15 protein-coding genes and 1 tRNA gene are annotated in these 17,732 nt (G+C 61.9%); 13 read left to right on the top strand and 3 right to left on the bottom strand.

The annotated features are described in order from the left end of the window. Positions 1-35 precede the first annotated feature (35 nt). Together B2828_RS03130 and B2828_RS03125 are read left to right on the top strand one after the other, a co-directional pair. Positions 36-1,622 carry a PP2C family protein-serine/threonine phosphatase gene (locus tag B2828_RS03130; protein WP_479632226.1) on the top strand — a complete coding sequence of 529 codons (1,587 nt, stop codon included), beginning with the start codon at positions 36-38 and terminating at the stop codon, positions 1,620-1,622. A 21-nt stretch (positions 1,623-1,643) separates the two neighbouring features. Further along, positions 1,644-3,251 carry a hybrid sensor histidine kinase/response regulator gene (locus tag B2828_RS03125; protein ID WP_479632225.1) on the top strand — a complete coding sequence of 536 codons (1,608 nt, stop codon included), beginning with the start codon at positions 1,644-1,646 and terminating at the stop codon, positions 3,249-3,251. An 8-nt stretch (positions 3,252-3,259) separates the two neighbouring features. Here B2828_RS03125 and B2828_RS03120 read toward each other — a convergent pair whose 3' ends face one another. Further along, positions 3,260-4,132 (bottom strand): AraC family transcriptional regulator, encoded by an 873-nt coding sequence (locus B2828_RS03120; protein WP_479632224.1) that lies wholly within the window; start codon positions 4,130-4,132, stop codon positions 3,260-3,262. Positions 4,133-4,246: 114 nt separating this feature from the next. Between B2828_RS03120 and B2828_RS03115 the strand changes: the two genes are divergently transcribed. Further along, entirely contained in the window at positions 4,247-6,028 is a 1,782-nt protein-coding gene (locus tag B2828_RS03115) for an L-fucose isomerase (protein WP_479632223.1), read from the top strand. A gap of 77 nt (positions 6,029-6,105) precedes the next feature. Here the strand turns inward: B2828_RS03115 and B2828_RS03110 are convergent, their stop codons facing one another. Continuing rightward, entirely contained in the window at positions 6,106-6,642 is a 537-nt protein-coding gene (locus B2828_RS03110; protein ID WP_479632222.1) for a L,D-transpeptidase family protein, read from the bottom strand. Between the two features lie 40 nt (positions 6,643-6,682). Then, entirely contained in the window at positions 6,683-7,513 is an 831-nt protein-coding gene (locus B2828_RS03105) for a helix-turn-helix domain-containing protein (protein WP_479632221.1), read from the bottom strand. A gap of 75 nt (positions 7,514-7,588) precedes the next feature. Here B2828_RS03105 and B2828_RS03100 point away from each other — a divergent pair, with 75 nt between their 5' ends. The 10 genes from B2828_RS03100 to B2828_RS03055 all read left to right on the top strand — a co-directional run bounded on the left by B2828_RS03100 (position 7,589) and on the right by B2828_RS03055 (position 17,509). Continuing rightward, complete coding sequence (locus B2828_RS03100; RefSeq protein ID WP_479632220.1) at positions 7,589-8,698, top strand: Gfo/Idh/MocA family protein; 1,110 nt, start codon at positions 7,589-7,591, stop codon at positions 8,696-8,698. 26 nt (positions 8,699-8,724) lie between these two features. Then, a complete protein-coding gene (locus tag B2828_RS03095; RefSeq protein ID WP_479632219.1) occupies positions 8,725-9,492 on the top strand; it encodes a sugar phosphate isomerase/epimerase family protein in 768 nt (255 codons plus the stop codon). Between the two features lie 14 nt (positions 9,493-9,506). After that, entirely contained in the window at positions 9,507-10,538 is a 1,032-nt protein-coding gene (locus B2828_RS03090) for a sugar phosphate isomerase/epimerase family protein (protein ID WP_479632218.1), read from the top strand. A gap of 15 nt (positions 10,539-10,553) precedes the next feature. Beyond that, positions 10,554-11,639 (top strand): Gfo/Idh/MocA family protein, encoded by a 1,086-nt coding sequence (locus B2828_RS03085; RefSeq protein ID WP_479632217.1) that lies wholly within the window; start codon positions 10,554-10,556, stop codon positions 11,637-11,639. Between the two features lie 150 nt (positions 11,640-11,789). Next, positions 11,790-12,425 (top strand): TetR/AcrR family transcriptional regulator, encoded by a 636-nt coding sequence (locus B2828_RS03080; RefSeq protein WP_479632216.1) that lies wholly within the window; start codon positions 11,790-11,792, stop codon positions 12,423-12,425. Further along, a complete protein-coding gene (hlyD, locus tag B2828_RS03075) occupies positions 12,415-13,401 on the top strand; it encodes a secretion protein HlyD (RefSeq protein WP_479632215.1) in 987 nt (328 codons plus the stop codon). The genes B2828_RS03080 and hlyD overlap by 11 nt, the downstream gene beginning before the upstream one ends. Positions 13,402-13,409: 8 nt before the next feature. Next, complete coding sequence (locus B2828_RS03070) at positions 13,410-15,134, top strand: ATP-binding cassette domain-containing protein (RefSeq protein ID WP_479632214.1); 1,725 nt, start codon at positions 13,410-13,412, stop codon at positions 15,132-15,134. Further along, a complete protein-coding gene (locus B2828_RS03065; RefSeq protein WP_479632213.1) occupies positions 15,131-16,267 on the top strand; it encodes an ABC transporter permease in 1,137 nt (378 codons plus the stop codon). Before B2828_RS03070 ends, B2828_RS03065 begins: the two co-directional genes overlap by 4 nt. Further along, the gene (locus tag B2828_RS03060) at positions 16,267-17,361 is read left to right on the top strand and encodes an ABC transporter permease (RefSeq protein WP_479632212.1); all 1,095 of its coding nucleotides are present in this window, start codon (positions 16,267-16,269) and stop codon (positions 17,359-17,361) included. Before B2828_RS03065 ends, B2828_RS03060 begins: the two co-directional genes overlap by 1 nt. A gap of 73 nt (positions 17,362-17,434) precedes the next feature. After that, positions 17,435-17,509: transfer RNA gene (locus B2828_RS03055), tRNA-Val, on the top strand. The last annotated feature ends 223 nt before the right edge of the window (positions 17,510-17,732 follow it).

Raw genomic sequence — 17,732 nt, 5'->3', positions numbered from 1 at the left:
CCAGGACGCAGCAACCCCCGTTGCGGGTATTGCTCGTGGAAGATAATCCCGGGGACGCGCGGCTCATTCAAGAGCTCTTGTTGGAATCCCAATGGGGGGAGCTCCAGACCTCAGTGGCCGGGTCGCTGGCGGCGGCGCTCGAAGTGCTGCGGGGGGAGGAGATTAAGCTGATCCTGCTGGATTTATCGCTGCCCGACAGCCTTGGCATCGACACCTTCCACAAAGTGGCCGAGGCCGCGCCGCTCATCCCGGTGATTGTCTTAAGCGGCCTGGACGACGAAGCCCTGGCGCTCCAGACCGTGGAGGAGGGGGCCCAGGACTACCTGGTGAAGGGCCAGGTGGACCCGAACATCCTTGAGCGGGCCATCCGCTATGCCCTGAAGCGTGTGGAGGCTGAGCGCGCCCTTTCCGAGGAGCGCAATCTGCTCCGGAGCGTCATCGATAACCTGCTGGACTCCATTTACGTCAAGGACGCCACGGGCCGTTACCTGCTGGATAACCGCGCCCACATGCGCTCCCTCGGGGTCGATACGCCCGAGAAGGTCATGGGCAAGACGGTCTACGATTTTTTCCCCCCGGCGGTGGCCGCCAAGTTCCAGGAAGACGACGAGCACGTGGTGAGCACCGGCGAGCCGATCGTCAACCGCGAGGAGGTGGTCGTCTCGGATTCCACCGCCGTGCGCTGGATCTCCACGACCAAGGTGCCGCTGCGCAACCGCGATGGGAAGGCCGTGGGCGTGATCGGCATCGGGCGCGACATCACCGAGCGGAAACGGGCCGAGGAGCAGATTTTCCGCTACAACTCAGAGATTCGCCAGCGCAATGCCGAGCTGGAGGACGACCTCCACATGGCCCGCGAGATCCAGCAGGCCTTCCTGCCGCAGCAGTACCCCACCTTCCCTCGGACGGCCCTCCCGGCGGAGAGCGACATCCGGTTTTTCAGCCGCTACATCCCGACCACGGCGGTGGGTGGGGACTTTTTCCACGTTCTGCCCATCTCTGACACGCAGGCGGGGATTTTCATTTGCGACGTGATGGGCCATGGCGTCCGGGCCGCGCTCGTAACGGCCATCGCCCGTGCGCTGGTGGAGGAGATGTTGCCCGTGGCGAACGATCCCCACCGCTTCCTGACCAACATCAATCAGACCCTACTGGCCATCTTGCGCCGGGCCCGCACCCCGATGTTTGCCTCGGCCTTTTCGCTGGTGGTGGATACGGAGAGCAGCGTCGTGAGCTACGCCAATGCCGGGCACCCGAACCCGGTGTTGATCCGGCGCGGCACCCGCGAGGTGGAGTGGCTCTGCGGCACCGCCGAGCGCCCTGGTCCGGCCCTCGGGGTTTTTAAGGATGCGGTGTACGAAACGCATACCCGCCCGGTTGAACCCGGTGACTTGATTTTGCTCTTCACTGACGGCCTTTACGAGGTCGAGGGGAATGACGACGCTTTTTTCAACCACGATATGCTCCTGGACGTTCTGCGTCGAAATGCGGCGGAGCCGACCGAGAAACTGATCGATAATACCCTGAGCGAGGTGCGGGAATTCGCCTTAGGCCATATTTTTGCTGATGACGTCTGCTTAATTGGAGTGGAAATCGAACGAACTCACCGGTATAGTCCGTAAAAGTCCGTACGTTTCCTCGTCGTGAAGCCCCCTCCTACATTTATTCGAGTCTTTCTGGTCGAAAACAGCCAGACAGACCAGATGCTTATCATGGAGCTGCTTCGAGCCTATGGTGGGGGGCAGTTCATTATATGCGGAATTTTCCGTAACCTCGCGGATGTCATCACGGCTCTTCAGGACGGGGGCTCGGTGGATATCGTGATGCTCGCCCTGGCGCTTCCGGACAGCCGGGGGGTGGGGACGTACACGCGGTTTTCCTCTTCTTTCCCAGACCAGCCCGTGGTGGTGCTCTCCGAGGTTGACGACGAGCCGATCGCCGCCGAGGCGGTGCACCTGGGGGCGCAGGAGTACTTGGTTAAAAACGAGCTGACGGGAAAGTTCCTTGTCAACTCGCTGCGCTACGTGGCCGACCGCTGCCGGGCGGAAAGCGCGCTTAAGAGTCTCCGCGAGGAGATGAATACGAAGATCACCGAGCGCACGCAGGCCCTTACGAAGGCTAATCAGCGCCTGGCCGAGGTGCTTGATGAGTTGAAAAACGGCCGGGAGCAGGCGGCGGATCAGGATCGCCTGAAGTCGCTCGACCGGATGGCGGGTGGCCTGGCCCATGATTTTAACAACGCACTTTCGCCGATCCTGGTTCACAGCGAATGGCTCCTCAATAAGCCGGGGGTGCTCGGCAACGAAGCCGTGGTGCGCAATGCGTTGGCCGCCATTCATCAATCTGCCGGGCAGTGCGCGGAGATGGTGCTCAAGGTGCGCGATATTTGTCGCCCGTGCGAGGAGCCCCGGCGGGTTGAACCGCTGGATTTGCGCGAGGTGCTCCGCGAGGCTGTCTCGGTGACGCGCCCGATCTGGAAGGATCAGGCTGAGCTGCGCGGTTGCGAGATCCGGGTCGAGACCGATTTCGAGCCGGTCTCCAAGGTCCGGGGCACGCACGAGGACCTGGTGGAACTCTTTACGGACCTGATCCTGCACGCGGTGGACGCCATCCAAGTCGCCGGGGTGATTGCGGTGAAGGTTTTCGCTCCCGACGAGGGGTACGTCACGGTATCGGTGACGGACAATGGCTCCGGCTTAATCGACGAGAGCGGGGTGCCTGTCCGCAGCGGAGTGGGGCTCGGGGTGGTCTACGGCATCGCCCAACGGCATGGGGCGGAGGTTGATTTTTCAGTGTTGGGAGAGAACGGCGCCTGCCTTTCGGTCCGCTTCCCGGTGGGCGGGGAGGTGCCGCAAGCGGCGGAGGTGGTCCAGCCGTCGGAGCATCTTACCGGGCTGCGCATCCTGGCGGTGGACGACGAACCGTCCATCCGCAATATTCTGGGGCTCTGCCTGACGGAGGATGGCCACCAGGTGGAGCTTGCGGGAGATGACCGCGAGGCGCTTTCGAAGTTCAAGCGCAACCGGTTTGACCTGTTGCTGACCGATTATTCCATGCCGAATATGAACGGCGACCGGCTGGCCGCCGCGATCCGGGCTGCCGATCCGAAGATCCGGGTGGCGTTGCTGACGGGCTTCGGCTCGCAGTTGCCCCAGGGGGCGCCGCTGCGGTTGGAGGTCGATTCCATTATCGCCAAGCCGTTTACGTTCGACTCGCTGCGCCAAGGGATCGCCGAGGCGATGGCGGGTTAGTCTTTCTCTTAGGACAACCGGCCCGGCGCGATGCCGAAAACGCGCTTGAAGGCCCGGGAGAAGTTGTACGGGTCGCTGAAGCCCAGCTCCTGCGCCGTTTGTTTGACGGAGTAGCGGCCGTTGCGCAGGAGTTCGACGGCCTGGTTCATTTTCAGGTTTTGCAGGTACTCGAAGGGGGACTGGCGGCGGAAGCGTCGGAATAGGCGGCAGAGGTAGGCGCTGTCGACATGGCAGGCCGAGGCGACTTCCGCCAGCGAATGCACCTCCAGGTAATGCTCTTCGATGAACTGGCGGCACTTCTGGTAGGTGGCCACCGAGGCGCTCCCGGTCTGGTCGGCAGGAAGGGTGCTGGCGGCGATTTTCATGAGCAGATATTGCAGCGCGATCTGACACATCCAGGCCCGGTTGCCATGGTCGCTCAGGCCGTGGGAGATCAGGTCCTCGAATACGGGCTGGATCTGTTCGGCGTGGACGGCACGCAAGACCGTCCCGGGCAAAATATGACATTCCTGCATGAGCTCCGCTGCTCCATCGAAGGCGACGAAGTATTTCTCCATAGGCGGGGCCGGGCGGGCCCGGATGCGGTGAGGGACGCTGGGGCCGTAGACGAAAACTGAGCCGGGGGAAAGGGGGTGTTCGCGCCCCCCCATGGTCACCGTGCCTGAGCCGCGCGTTACCAGCTCCAGAAGCGGCGTGGAAAAGCCGCTGCGATTGATTTCGTAATCCGGGCGGCAGCGTTCCCAGCCGCCGCTGGTGACGGTGATGCCGCGCCTCGCCCGGCGGGTTACTTCCAGATAAAAACGGCGCGATTCCAGCACCTGGGTGCTGAAGTAATCGGGTGCGGCTTCGGAGCGGCCACGGGGAGCGGAAACGGGGGACATGGGATAGCTCCAGAGTGGAGGGCGAGGGGAGTGCGCGCAAGTCAAAAAATGACATCTCTGGGTCAATCCATGCCATTGCCGCGGCGAAGGGTTCGGGGGCAAGATCGCCCCACTATGAGCGTATCGTTTCCCCTAACCCAAGTTTTCCCCAAAGTCGGCATCCGTCCCATCATCGACGGCCGTTTGCACGGCGTCCGGGAATCCCTTGAAGATCAAACCATGGCGATGGCACGCCGCGCGGCGGAATTGATTTCCTCCAGCCTTCGCTACATCAACGGCGAGGCGGTCCAGTGCGTGATCGCCGATTCCACCATCGGCGGCGTGGCCGAGGCCAATGCCGCTGCCGAGAAGTTCGCGGCGCAGAATGTGGGCGTCATTCTCTCGGTGACTCCGTGTTGGTGTTATGGCTCGGAGACCATGAGCATGGAGACCAAGCTCCCGCATGCCATCTGGGGCTTCAACGGTACGGAGCGTCCGGGCGCGGTTTACCTGGCCGCTGTTCTGGCCGCGCATTCGCAGAAAGGCATCCCCGCCTTCGGCATTTACGGGCAGGACGTTCAGGAAGCCAATGACTCGGAGATCCCCGCCGACGTGAGGGAAAAGCTCCTGCGCTTTGTCCGCGCGGGCGTGGCACTGGGCACGCTTCGCGGCAAATCGTATCTCTCCATGGGCAATGTTTCCATGGGCATCGCAGGGTCGATTGTGAACCACGATTTCTTCGAGGAATACCTCGGAATGCGCGTGGAATGCAAAGACATGAGCGAGTTCCTGCGCCGCATCGACAAGGGGATCTACGACCAGGATGAATACGAGCGCGCCCTGGCTTGGGTCAAAAAGAACTGCAAGGAAGGGGCCGACCCGAATACGACGCCCCGCAGCCGCGCCCACCTCGATGCCGAATGGGAAACCTCGGTAAAGATGACCCTCATCGCCCGCGACATGATGGTGGGCAACCCGAAGCTGGCCGAAAAGGGCTTCGGCGAGGAAGCCAACGGCAACCATGCCATTCTCTCGGGCTTCCAGGGCCAGCGCCAGTGGACCGATTACCAGCCCAACGGCGACTTCATGGAGGCCATCCTCAACAGCTCTTTTGACTGGAACGGTGTTCGCAACCCGTACCTTGTGGCGACGGAAAACGACAGCCTTAACGGCGTCTCCATGCTGCTGGGCTATGCGCTCACCAACACCGCGCAGATTTTCGCCGACGTGCGTACTTTCTGGAGCCCTGACGCAGTCAAGCGCGTCACCGGCCACACGCTCGAAGGCGCCGCGAAGGGCGGCCTCATCCACTTGATTAACTCCGGCGCGGCGACGCTCGACGGCACGGGCCGCCAGACGATCGATGGCAAGCCGGTGATGAAGCCCTTCTGGGAGATCACGCCCGAGGAAGCGCAGGCCTGCTTGGATGCCACCACGTGGAGCCCTTCCGTGACGGAATATTTCTGCGGCGGCGGCTGGTCGAGCTGCTTCCTTTCCCGCGGCGGGATGCCGGTGACGATGTCGCGGCTTAACCTCGTCAAGGGCTTGGGCCCGGTGTTGCAGCTTGCCGAAGGCTACACCGTGGAGTTGCCCGAGAAGGTCCATCAGGTTCTTGATAAGCGCACCAACCCGACCTGGCCGACTACCTGGTTCGCCCCGATCCTGACGGGCAGCGGCGCGTTCCGTGACGTTTACAGCGTGATGAACAACTGGGGAGCCAACCATGGCGCGATCAGCTTCGGGCATATTGGAGCGGATTTGATCACACTGGCCTCGCAACTCCGCATTCCGGTGTTCATGCACAACGTGGCTCCAGAGCGGATCTTCCGCCCGAGCACCTGGGCCGCTTTTGGCACCTCCGATCTGGAGGGGGCGGACTTCCGCGCCTGCCAGAATTTCGGTCCGCTATATAAATAACCGACTTCCTCTGCCTCGGCAGGGTGTATAACGAAAAACGCAGCTGATCCTGGAGGGGGCAGCTGCGTTTTTTTTGGCTAATTTTGCCGGATGACCACCGGGGTTCCCACTTTGGCGGTGTTGAAGAATTGGCGCGCTTTCCAATACGGCATCCGCACGCAACCGTGCGAGGCGGGGTAGCCGGGGAGGTAGCCCGCATGGAGGCCGTAACCGGGCGAGAACTCCAGGAAAAACGGCATCGGTGCCCCCTGGAAGTGCGAATGCGGCGGGCGCTTGGCGGTCCGGGTGTCTACGTTTGCGGCCACGACGCGGCCGGTGTCGTCGAGGTAATCGCCGTAGATGGATGAGCGATGATCGGCGTCCTTGCGGCGAACGGTGAAGGTCCCCGCCGGGGTCTCCTTGCCTTCGCGGCCCGTGGAAATTCTCGATTCCGCGATGGTGGCTTTGCCTTTGAAAAGCGTCGCCTTCTGCTGGCGCAGGCTGATGACGATTTTAGGGCGGCCCTTGTGATTGTCGGGGAGGTTGGTGACGACGAGGTCGGAGACGGTGCTGCAGCCTGCCAGGAGCGGGGTCAATAGCAGGGGCAAATAGAAGCGTCGGGCGGATGGGCTCATGCGCTTCTGAATTACAGCAGGAGGCGTACCTGCCCGCGTTCTAGCGGCCCGCGCGGCGGATGTAGTAGGCCTTGCGGTATTCCCGGGGCGGCATCTGGAATTCCTTCCGGAAACGGCGCGAGAAATAGAATTCGTCTTCGAAGCCGATGGTGTGTCCGATCTCGTTGACGGGCAGGCTGGTTTCGACCAGTAGGCGGCAAGCCTCGCGCATACGCAAGGTGATTAAATATTGCGAAGGAGAGACGTCGCTGATTTGGGCCCAGCGTCTGCGGAACGTGGCGGGGGACATGCCCCGCTTGGCCGCTTCGTGTTCGATGTCGATGGGCTGGTCGAGATGCTGGCGCAGGTGCAGCAGCAGTGCCTGGATGGACTGAGCCGCGGGTTCCGTAATGGGGGGAGTGATCAGGGTTTCTAAAATGAGTCGTTCGCACACGCGGTCGACCCTGTCCACGACTGATTCGGGCAGGTGCGAGTTGGTTAAAATCTCCAGTTCTGCGATTTGAGCATTGACCGAGGCGAGATCGTGGATCGGCCAGACGGGCCGCTCTGTATCGACCAGACCGCACTCGATCAGCTTGGGCATCGTCGCGGCAGCGTAGTCGATGTGCAGTTCGTCCCAGGTGCCATCCATCGGTCCGTAGTCGAGGTGTTCCTCTGGCCATTGGCTTATGACACAAGGGGATTCCACCTTCCATAGCTTGCCTTGTCGGTAATATTCGCCGTGCCCGCGAAGAATCAGCGAGAAGTTACACGTCCCGAAATCGTGATGCACCCAGTCCTGCTTCGGCGCGAGGACGTCGGCGCTGACCACGGGCAATGCCGACGGAAACCGGCGGGGGAACGGAGCCCAGTGTTTGATTGAAAAGTCCATGTTTTTGAAATGACTATCCATTCCGAAGGCGGGGGGATGTCAACTACTATCGCCACAGTTCTGCAATAAACTCCCATGTCCTCCAAAACACGCATCGGAATCATTGGCTGCGGTAATATCAGCAGCATCTATCTAAAAAACGCTCCTCGCTTTGAGGCGATCGAAGTGGCCGCCGTGGCCGACCTCGACGCCGACCGGGCGGCGGCTCAAGCCAAGGAATACAACGTGCCCCGGGTGCTGAGTACCGAGGCGCTTCTTGCCGATCCGGGGATCGACATTGTGCTCAACCTCACCATCCCCGGCGTTCACGGGGAGCTGGCGATCAAGGCGCTGGAAGCGGGCAAATCGGTTTACAACGAAAAGCCGCTCGCCCTGGATCGCGAAAGCGCCGCGAAAATGCTGGCCCTCGCCCGGGAAAAGGGCCTGCGGGTTGGCTGCGCGCCGGATACCTTCCTCGGAGCCGGTTTACAGACTTGCCGCAAGCTCATCGACACGGGCGCCATTGGCCAGCCGATCGCGGCGGTCGGGTTCATGATGGGGGCGGGGCCTGAAGCATGGCATCCCAATCCGTTTTTCTTTTACCAAAAAGGCGCGGGCCCGCTCTTCGACATGGGGCCCTACTACCTTACGGCGTTGACCACGCTGTTCGGACCGGTTAGCCGCGTGACGTCCTCTTCGCAGATCCCCTTTAAGCAGCGCCCCATCGGCAGCGAACCGCATCGCGGAGAGTTGATCAATGTCGAGGTGCCGACCCACGTGGCGGCGGTGCTCGACTTCGTTTCCGGGCCGGTCGCAACGCTTATTACCAGCTTTGACATCGCCGGGAAGAACCATCTGCCTCGGATCGAGATCTACGGGACGGAAGGGACGCTGCAAGTGCCCGACCCGAACACGTTCGAGGGCCCGGTGCTCCTGAACAAGCGAGGCGAGGAGGCTTGGACCGAAGTGCCGATCACCTTCGGCTACAACGAAAACAGCCGGGGCGTGGGCTTGGCCGACATGGCGGTGGCCATCCAGTGTGGCCGTCCGCACCGCGCCAGCGGCGAAGTGGCCTTCCACGTGCTCGATTTGATGCACTCCATCCACGAAGCGTCCGAAGCCGGGAAGCATCTCCCCATGGCCAGCACGATGTCTCGCCCGGAGCCCTTCCCTGAAAACCTGCCTTTTGGCCAAATCCCCGCCTAACCCTACACTAATCTAGAAACAACTCCATGAAACTGAACCAAGTTGGTTTTCAACTCTACACCTGTCGGGATCTGCTCAAAACGCCCGAAGGGATTGTCGACACGCTCAAACGCCTGCGCAAAATCGGCTACACGACGCTGGAACTTTGCGGCGTGGATGCGGTTTCCGCTGCGGAGCTCGCCAACATCATCTCAGGCGAGGGCTTCAAGGCCATCAGCTCGCACGAACCGTCCGATGAGCTGCTGGCCTGCCCCGAGAAGTCCATCGAACACCTCGATCTCTTCGGGTGCTCCGCAGCCGCTTATCCGTACCCGAGCGGCGTCGACTTCGGCAGCCGCGCCGCTCTTGAGGAGCTGATCGCCAAGCTGCAACACGCGGGCGATGTGCTGGGGAAGGCGGGCAAGTCGCTGGCCTACCACAATCACCATGTGGAGTTCCGCAAGGTGGATGGCAAAATCATTCTCGATAGGATCTACGACGGTACCTCCAAAACCGCGCTGAAAGCCGAACTCGACACCTTCTGGGTTCAACGCGGCGGCGGCAGCGTGGTGGAGTGGGTCCAAAAATTAAGCGGGCGCATGGAGGTCATTCACCTCAAGGATTACGTGATCAACGACCAGACCGAGGCCCAAATTTGCGAAATCGGCGCGGGCAACATTAACTTTAAGCCCGTAGTGGCCGCTGCGGAAGCTGCTGGGTGCCAGTGGTTTGTGGTCGAGCAGGATACGTGCCCCGGCGATCCGGTTGATTCGCTGGCTCAGAGTTTCCGCTATATCCAAGAGAACCTTGTCTAGAGTAGAATAGCGCCATGTCCAGACCCGTTACGATATTTACCGGCCAGTGGGCGGATCTCCCGCTCGCGGAACTTGCCCCCAAAGTCAAAGCCATGGGCTACGACGGCTTGGAACTCGCCTGTTGGGGCGACCATTTCGACGTCGAGCGCGCGGTGAACGAGCCGGATTATATTCCTGCAAAGTGGGCGCTGCTGCAACAGCACGGCCTGACATGCTATGCCCTTTCGGCTCACTTGATCGGCCAGGCCGTTTGCGACCGCATCGACGCGCGCCACCAGGCGATCCTCCCCCCGGATATCTGGGGCGATGGCGAGCCGGAAGGGGTCCGCTGCCGCGCGGCGGAAAAGATGAAGACCGCCGCCCGCGCCGCCCGCAAGTTCTTCGACGCCCGGCCTGCCGCCGAAAAGGGCCTTCCTGCGATCGTCAACGGGTTTACCGGGTCCTCCATCTGGCACGCGATCTACGCCTTTCCGCCCACGGACCAGGCGTTTTGGGAACAAGGTTACCGGGACTTCGCCGACCGCTGGTTGCCGATCCTCGATGTGTTTGAAAAAGAGGACGTGCTCTTCGCGTTGGAGGTGCATCCGACGGAAATCGCCTTCGACATCGCCACCTCCAGGCGGGCGCTGGAAGCCGTCGGCAATCACCCGCGCTTCGGGTTCAATTTCGACCCGTCGCACCTCGGCTACCAGGGCGTGGATTACGTCAAGTTCCTGCGCGAGTTTGGTTCGCGCGTTTTCCATGTCCACATGAAGGACGTCTGGTGGGGGCATGGCGACGGCTCGGTTGGTGTTTTTGGCGGCCACACCGATTTCACCGACCCGCGCCGGTACTGGGATTTCCGCTCCCTGGGCCATGGCGATATCAACTTTGAGGAGATCATCGTCGCGCTCAACGATATCGGCTACCAGGGGCCGCTTTCCGTCGAATGGGAGGACGGCCGCATGGACCGCATCCACGGCGCTACGGAGTCGTGTGCGTTCGTTCGCAAGCTTGACTTTACCCGCAACTCGGCGGCGTTCGACGCAGCCTTTGCCCACAAATAAATCCCCCCAAACAACATGAGCATCAAAGTTGCCATCATTGGAGCGGGCGGTATGCTCCAGTATCACGCGGCGGGATTCCGGGCCGCCAAGGCGGAGATCGTCGCCGTTGCTGACCTGAACCTTGCCGCAGCGCAAAAAGCGGCGGCCACCCTGGGCGTCCCCAAGGCCTTCGGGTCGGTGGATGAACTGCTGGCCGCGTGCCCCGAGGTCGAGGCCGTCAGCGTCATTACGCCGAATAAATTCCACAAGGCGCTCGCTATCCAGGCGTTGAATGCCGGGAAACATGTTTTCTGCGAAAAACCGCCGGCTCTCAACGCCGCGGAGGTTGCCGAAATGAAGGCCGCAGCGGAAAAGGCGGGCAAGCGTCTCATGTTCAACTTCAACAACCGCGCGCGGCCCGAGACGGTGGCGATGATGCGCTACATCGCCGACGGCACCGTGGGCGGGATCAACTCGGCGCAGGCCAAGTGGATTCGCCGCACGGGCATCCCCGGCGTGGGCGGCTGGTTTACCAACAAGGCGCTCTCTGGCGGCGGCCCGCTCATTGACCTGTTGCACATGATCGACCTGGCGCTCTATTTCATGGGCTACCCGGAGCCGGAATACGTGCTCGCGCAGAGCTTCAATGACTTCATCCACGACCCGGCGTTCAAGGGCCCGTGGGGTATTCCCGACAATGCCGCCGGGGTCACGGACGTTGAAAACGCGGTGCACGGGTTTGTGCGTTTTAAGACGGGGCAGGTGCTCACGCTGCAAGTCTCCTGGGCCGAGATGGTCGAGCGCGAGGAAGTTTCTGTCGTCTTCCAGGGCCGGAAGGCTGGGGGCGTGGTGCGCCGCCTCTTCGGACGCGACGGCATCGACGATACCGCCATCGACCTGGGCGAGCTTTACGTTCAGGAGCATGGTGTTTCTGTGAATCGCCGCCTGATCACCGAGCCCGATCCCGCCATGGGCCGCGAACGTTCCGCCGCGAATTTCATCGAAACCCTGGAGGGGAAAGCCCAGCCGCTCAATAACGTGGACGAGGCGCTCAAGCTGATGAAGATCATTGACGCAGCCTACGAATCGGCCGCCACCGGGAAGCCTGTCGCCGTCGGGTAGGGTCGATTTTTCGCTGTTGCGCAAGCGCCGGGGCTCCCCATCGGGTCCCGGCGCTTTTTGTTTGCCCATGACGGACGGGGAAATATTTTCCGCTTGCGGTTTAGTGGAAACTACGGATACTGAAAAAGTTTCCAATGTGCCACGTTTGTCATGAAAACTGATTCTCCCGCGATCGGCGCCGATTCGGCCCGCGAGCGCATCGTTAGCGCCGCCCGTATCCATTATTTCGCCGCCGGTTTCCGTGGGGTGACGATGGATGATCTGGCCGCCGAACTCGGGATGAGCAAAAAAACGCTCTACGCCCACTTTCCGTCGAAAAACGCCCTCCTAGAGGCCGTGCTGGAGAATAAATTCGGCGAGGTGAACGCCGATATGGAGGAGGTGGTCCGGCACTACCGGGGCGATTTCGCGGCGACGTTGCACGAGATGCTCGCGGTGATGTCGCGCCACATTGAGGAGGTCCACGTGCCGTTTCTGCGGGATATGCGGCGCGCGGGCCCCGAAGTTTTCGCCATGGTCGACAGCCGCCGCAGCGCGCTCTTTGGCCGGTATTTTGATTACCTCATTCGCGAAGGGCGCAAGTCCGGCCTGGTGCGCAAGGATGTGCCGGTACACTTCATTGTCGAGATGGTCATCTCGGCGGTGCGTTCGCTCGTGACCCCGGCCAAGGTGGTCGAGCTGAAAATGACGCCCAAAGCCGCGCTCTCTTCGATTGTTACGGTGATCCTCAATGGCGTGCTGATCGCCCGTGAGGCCCCTGCTCCCCGCCCCCCCCATGAAGCGTAAACTCCTCATTCTGCTCCTGCTCGCCGTCATCGGAGGATTGGGCTACGGCCTTTGGAAACTGCGGCATCCCGCGCCGTCGTCGGTGCTGACGCTCTATGGCAATGTCGATATCCGCGAGGTGAACCTCGGGTTCCGCGTGGCGGGCCGGATCAAAGACGTGCTCAAGGAGGAGGGAGACGCCGTCAAGCCGGGGGAGGTCGTGGCCCGGCTTGATCCCGAGACCTACCGCCATGACGTGGCCCAGTACACGGCGCAATTAGCGACCGCCCGGGCCAAGCTGGAGGAACAACTCGCCGGGTACCGCCCCGAGGAGATCGCGCAGGCCCGCGCCAACGTCGAGGAACAGAAGGCGACGGTGGCCAACGACGAGCGGCTTTTCCTGCGGCAGAAAGAGCTTTTTAAGCGCTCGGTCGCTTCGCAGCAGGAGTACGACGCGGCGGAATCGACCTACGAAGCCGCGAAATCGCGCCTCCTTTCGCTCCAGGCCACGCTCGCGCTTGAGGAGGCGGGCTACCGGCGCGAGGAGATCGAGCAAGCCCGGGGCAATCTCGCCTCGGCGGAGGCCTCGCTGGCCCTGGCCCGGACCAACCTGGCCGATACGCAAATCGTGGTGCCCTCCCCAGGCATGGTCATTACGCGTTCGCTGGAGCCGGGGACGGTCGTTTCAGCGGGAGCCTCGGTGCTGACGGTCTCGCTGGCCGAGCCGGTCTGGGTGCGCGCTTACGTTTCGGAGACGGAGCTGGGCCAGGCATGGACGGGCAAACCGGCACGGCTCTTTATTGATTCCCGGCCCGGATTTTCCTACGAAGGGCGCATTGGCTTCGTCTCGCCGCGAGCGGAGTTCACGCCCAAGAACGTTGAAACGCCGGACCTTCGCACGGGGCTGGTCTACCAGATCCGCGTGGTGGTGGCCAATCCCGATGAGCAGTTGCGCCAGGGGATGCCGGTGACGGTGAAAATCGAGCGCGGCAAATAGAGGGCCTTATGTCTGTCGTCACGCTCCGGCAAGTCAGCAAGCACTTCGAAGGGGCGAAAGCTCCGGCGGTCGCCCCGCTATCGGGTGAGCTGCAAGCCGGGCTGGTCACGGGGCTGGTCGGCCCCGACGGCGCGGGAAAGACGACGCTTTTGCGGATGATCGCGGGATTACTGCATGTTACCGAGGGCGAAATCCGCGTCAACGGCCTCGACCCGCTGCGCGACGGCCCGGTGCTCTCCAACGAAGGCTATATCGGCTACATGCCCCAGAAATTCGGGCTCTACGAGGATCTCACGGTTCAGGAAAACCTAGTGCTTTACGCCGATCTGCGCGGTGTGGTCGGGCGGGAGCGTAAGGAGTCCTTTGCGCGGCTGCTGGAGTTTACGGATCTTGCCCGGTTTACCGATCGCCCGGCGGGAAAGCTCTCCGGCGGTATGAAGCAGAAGCTCGGCCTGGCCTGCGCGCTCCTGGGCAAGCCGCGCCTGCTGTTGCTGGATGAGCCGGGCGTGGGCGTCGATCCGATTTCGCGCCGCGAGCTTTGGAAGATGGTGCAGGCGCTTGTGGGCGAGGGGATGGCGGTCGTCTGGAGCACGGCTTACCTCGACGAGGCCGAGCTTTGCCAGGAGGTGCTGCTGCTCAACGATGGTAACTTGCTTTTTGCGGGGAAACCGGCCGACCTGACGGCGCGGGTCCGGGGGCGCTGCCTGGAATTACGGGACCCGCCCGGTAACAAGCGCGACCTGCTTTCCCGCCTCCTGCGCGAACCGGCCGTGGCCGACGGTACCATCCAGGCCCGCAGTATCCGCCTCGTATTGCGCGAGGGGGCGACGCGGCCCGCGCTTTCCGAGGGCGAGGCAAAGGCGGGGGCGCATTACGCCGAGGTGGAGCCCCGGTTCGAGGATGCTTTTATCGACATCCTCGGGGGCGGGCCGGGGGGTGTTTCCGTGCTGGCTGATCGGATGCGCCAAATACCACTGGATCATACAACGGTAATCGAGACCCACGAGCTTACCAAGCAATTCGGCGATTTTGTGGCGGCCAATAAGATCAATCTTTCCGTGCGGCGGGGGGAGATCTTCGGCCTGCTGGGCCCCAACGGCGCGGGTAAATCGACCACTTTTAAAATGATCTGCGGTCTGCTGCGCCCGACCTCGGGGACCGCGAACGTTCTGGGCCTCGACCTGGAGCACAGCGGCAGCCAGGCCCGCCAGCGCTTCGGCTACATGGCGCAGAAATTCTCCCTCTACGACCGCCTCACCGTGCGGCAGAACCTCCGGTTTTTCTCCGGCATCTACGGCCTGGCACTTTTCAAGCAAAAGGCCGCCTGCGACGAGATGATCGAGGTGTTTCACTTGCAGCCCTACCTTGACACCACTCCGGCCACGCTGCCGCTCGGCTTCAAGCAGCGCCTTGCGTTGGCGTGCGCCGTCATGCATGAGCCGGATGTGCTCTTCCTGGACGAGCCGACCTCCGGCGTCGATCCCGTTACGCGGCGCGAGTTCTGGACTCATATCAACGGCTTGGTTTCCAAGGGCGTCACGGTGATGGTGACGACGCACTTCATGGACGAGGCCGAGTATTGTGACCGCATCGGGCTCGTCTACCGGGGGCAGTTGATCGCCAGCGGCACGCCCGATGAGTTGAAGCGCATGGCCCACGGAATGGTCGACCCAACGATGGAGGACGCGTTTATCGAATTAATTCTGCGCCACGACGCCAACGCCAACGTATGAAAACGCCCCGCCTATCTCCCTCGCTCCGGCGGCTCTGGGCGCTCTCGCTCAAGGAATCGTACCAGATCGTCCGAGACCCGAGCAGCATCTTGATCGCGTTCATTCTGCCCATGGTAATGCTCGTCATTTTCGGCTATGGCGTGAACCTCGACTCTTCGTCGCTGCGGGTGGGCTTGGTCATGGAGGACACGGGCGCGGAGGCCCAGCGCTTCGCCGCGCGGATGATCGGCTCGCCCTACATGCAGATCACCGTGGGAACGCGGCCCGAGATGACCGAGGCGCTCACCCGGGGGGCGGTGCGCGGATTCGTGGTTGTCCCCGCCGACTTCACCGCGCAGCTCCACCGCACCAGCGGCACGGCCCCGCTGCAAATCATCACCGACGGCTCCGAGCCGAACGTCGCCAACTTCGTCCGGGCCTACGTGCGCGGCGCTTGGCAGGAATGGCAGGCCCAGCGCGCGCTGGCAAAGGGGGCGGCGCTTCCCGCGCAGATCAACGTGGAGTCCCGCTTTTGGTTCAACCGCTCCGCAGAGAGCCGGAACTTCCTTATTCCCGGATCGATTACCATCATCATGACCGTCATCGGCGCGCTCCTGACCTCGCTCGTGGTGGCGCGCGAATGGGAACGCGGCACGATGGAGGCGCTCCTTGCCACGCCAGTGACTCGCCGGGAGCTGCTCTTATCCAAGCTGATTCCATATTATATTCTCGGCATGGTATCGATGGTGATCTGCGTCGGCGTGGCGGTCTTCCTCTTCGGCGTGCCCTTCCGGGGCTCCATCCCGATGCTGCTGGTCTCGACGACCTTCTTCCTGATGGGCGCGCTGGGGCAGGGGCTTTTTCTTTCCACCGCGCTGCGCAACCAGTTCATAGCGGCCCAGGCGGCGCTCAACCTTGCGTTTTTGCCTTCTATCATGCTTTCCGGGTTCATCTTTGAAATCAGCAGCATGCCCGCGCCGATTCGCGCGGTAACGTATCTCTTCCCCGCGCGCTATTTTGTCACCGCCATGCAGACGCTCTTTCAGGCAGGCGACGTTTCCGGGCTCCTCTGGCGCAACCTGGGCATCCTGGCGCTTGCCGGTCTCATTTTCCTCGCCCTTACCGCGGCCAAAACCCGCCGCCACCTTGACTAATGCTTCACCGGATTTTCACGCTCATTCTCAAGGAACTCCAGACGCTCCTGAGCGACCCTCAGAGCCGGGCGATCCTAGTTATGCCGGTTTTGCTCCAACTGCTCCTTTTCCCCAAGGCCGCCACGCTGGAGGTGAAGAATAACGCGCTCGGCGTCTACAACCAGGACAACGGCCGGGAGTCCCTGGAGCTCATCCAGCGTATTGGCAAGGCCCAGGCGTTTTCGCGGGTCGAGTTTTTCCGCAGTGACGGCGAACGCACTCGGGCCATCAATGACCAGGACGTTCTGCTCGCGGTGGAATTCCCGGCGGATTTTTCGCGCAAGCTGGCGGCGGGGGCGAGCCCATCGCTCCAGATCATCCTCGACGGACGGCGCTCCAACAGCGGCCAGATTGCGCTCGGCTACATCCAGGAAATTCTCTCCGATTATATGAGCGAACGCTCCAGTGCCGCCACGCTCTCCACCACTGTCGTGCGCAATTGGTTCAATCCGAACCTCGACTATTTTTGGTTCATCGTCCCGAGCCTGATCGCGCTTATCACCAACATCGGCACGCTGATCATCACCGCGCTTTCCGTGGCGCGGGAGCGGGAGCAGGGGACGTTTGAGCAACTGCTCGTCTCGCCCCTGACGCCCGGGATGATCATGCTCGGGAAGGCCGTGCCCGCGATCATCGTGGCCGTTGCGCAAGGGACCGTCATCCTCCTCGGGGGCGTGTTTCTCTACAGCATCCCCTTCCAGGGCTCGCTGCTGCTGCTCTATGGCAGCATGATCGTCTACATCATCTCGCTGGTCGGCTTCGGGCTGGCCATTTCGTCGGTTTGCGCCACGCAGCAGCAGGCGTTTTTGGGCATGTTTGCCTTCATCATGCCATCCGTGCTGCTTTCCGGATACACCTCGCCCATTGAAAACATGCCCATCTGGCTCCAGAAAATCACCTGGATCAACCCGCTGAGGCACTTCAATGTCATCGCCAAGGGCATCTACCTGAAGGACATGACGGCGGCGGAAGTCTTCCATAACGTCTGGCCCATGCTGGTCATCGCGGCCATGACGCTTTCGCTGGCAAACTGGGCCTTCCGGCGGCTACGGTAAAAAATTCCGCGAGTTTTTTAAAAAATAGGCTTTCCAAACGCCCGGAAAGCGGGCAGATTTCCCATCCCATTTCGGACGCTTAGCACAGCGGTAGTGCGTTCCCTTCACACGGGAGAGGTCGCAGGTTCGAACCCTGCAGCGTCCACCATTTTCCCAGCTCCGGACTTAGGGTGACACAGGAAGGGTTAGGTGTTTTCAAACCTATCGCGGTGCGCATATGGAAAAAATGGCGGTTTTTTGCGCGGTTTCCGAAAAACAGCAAACTGTGCTACGTCAATCCAGGCGGAAGCTGTTTCTCTGCTGCTAAACGCCCGTACGGGATCTGCCTCACGGGGGAGTATGGGCGACGGAAATGCTACCGAGTTCATTTT

The organism is Spartobacteria bacterium UBA695 (assembly GCA_002298145.1).
Lineage (GTDB): Bacteria > Verrucomicrobiota > Verrucomicrobiia > Chthoniobacterales > Chthoniobacteraceae > UBA695.
The sequence above is the reverse complement of the archived record's forward strand: the minus strand, read 5'-3'. Positions and strand labels throughout refer to the sequence as shown.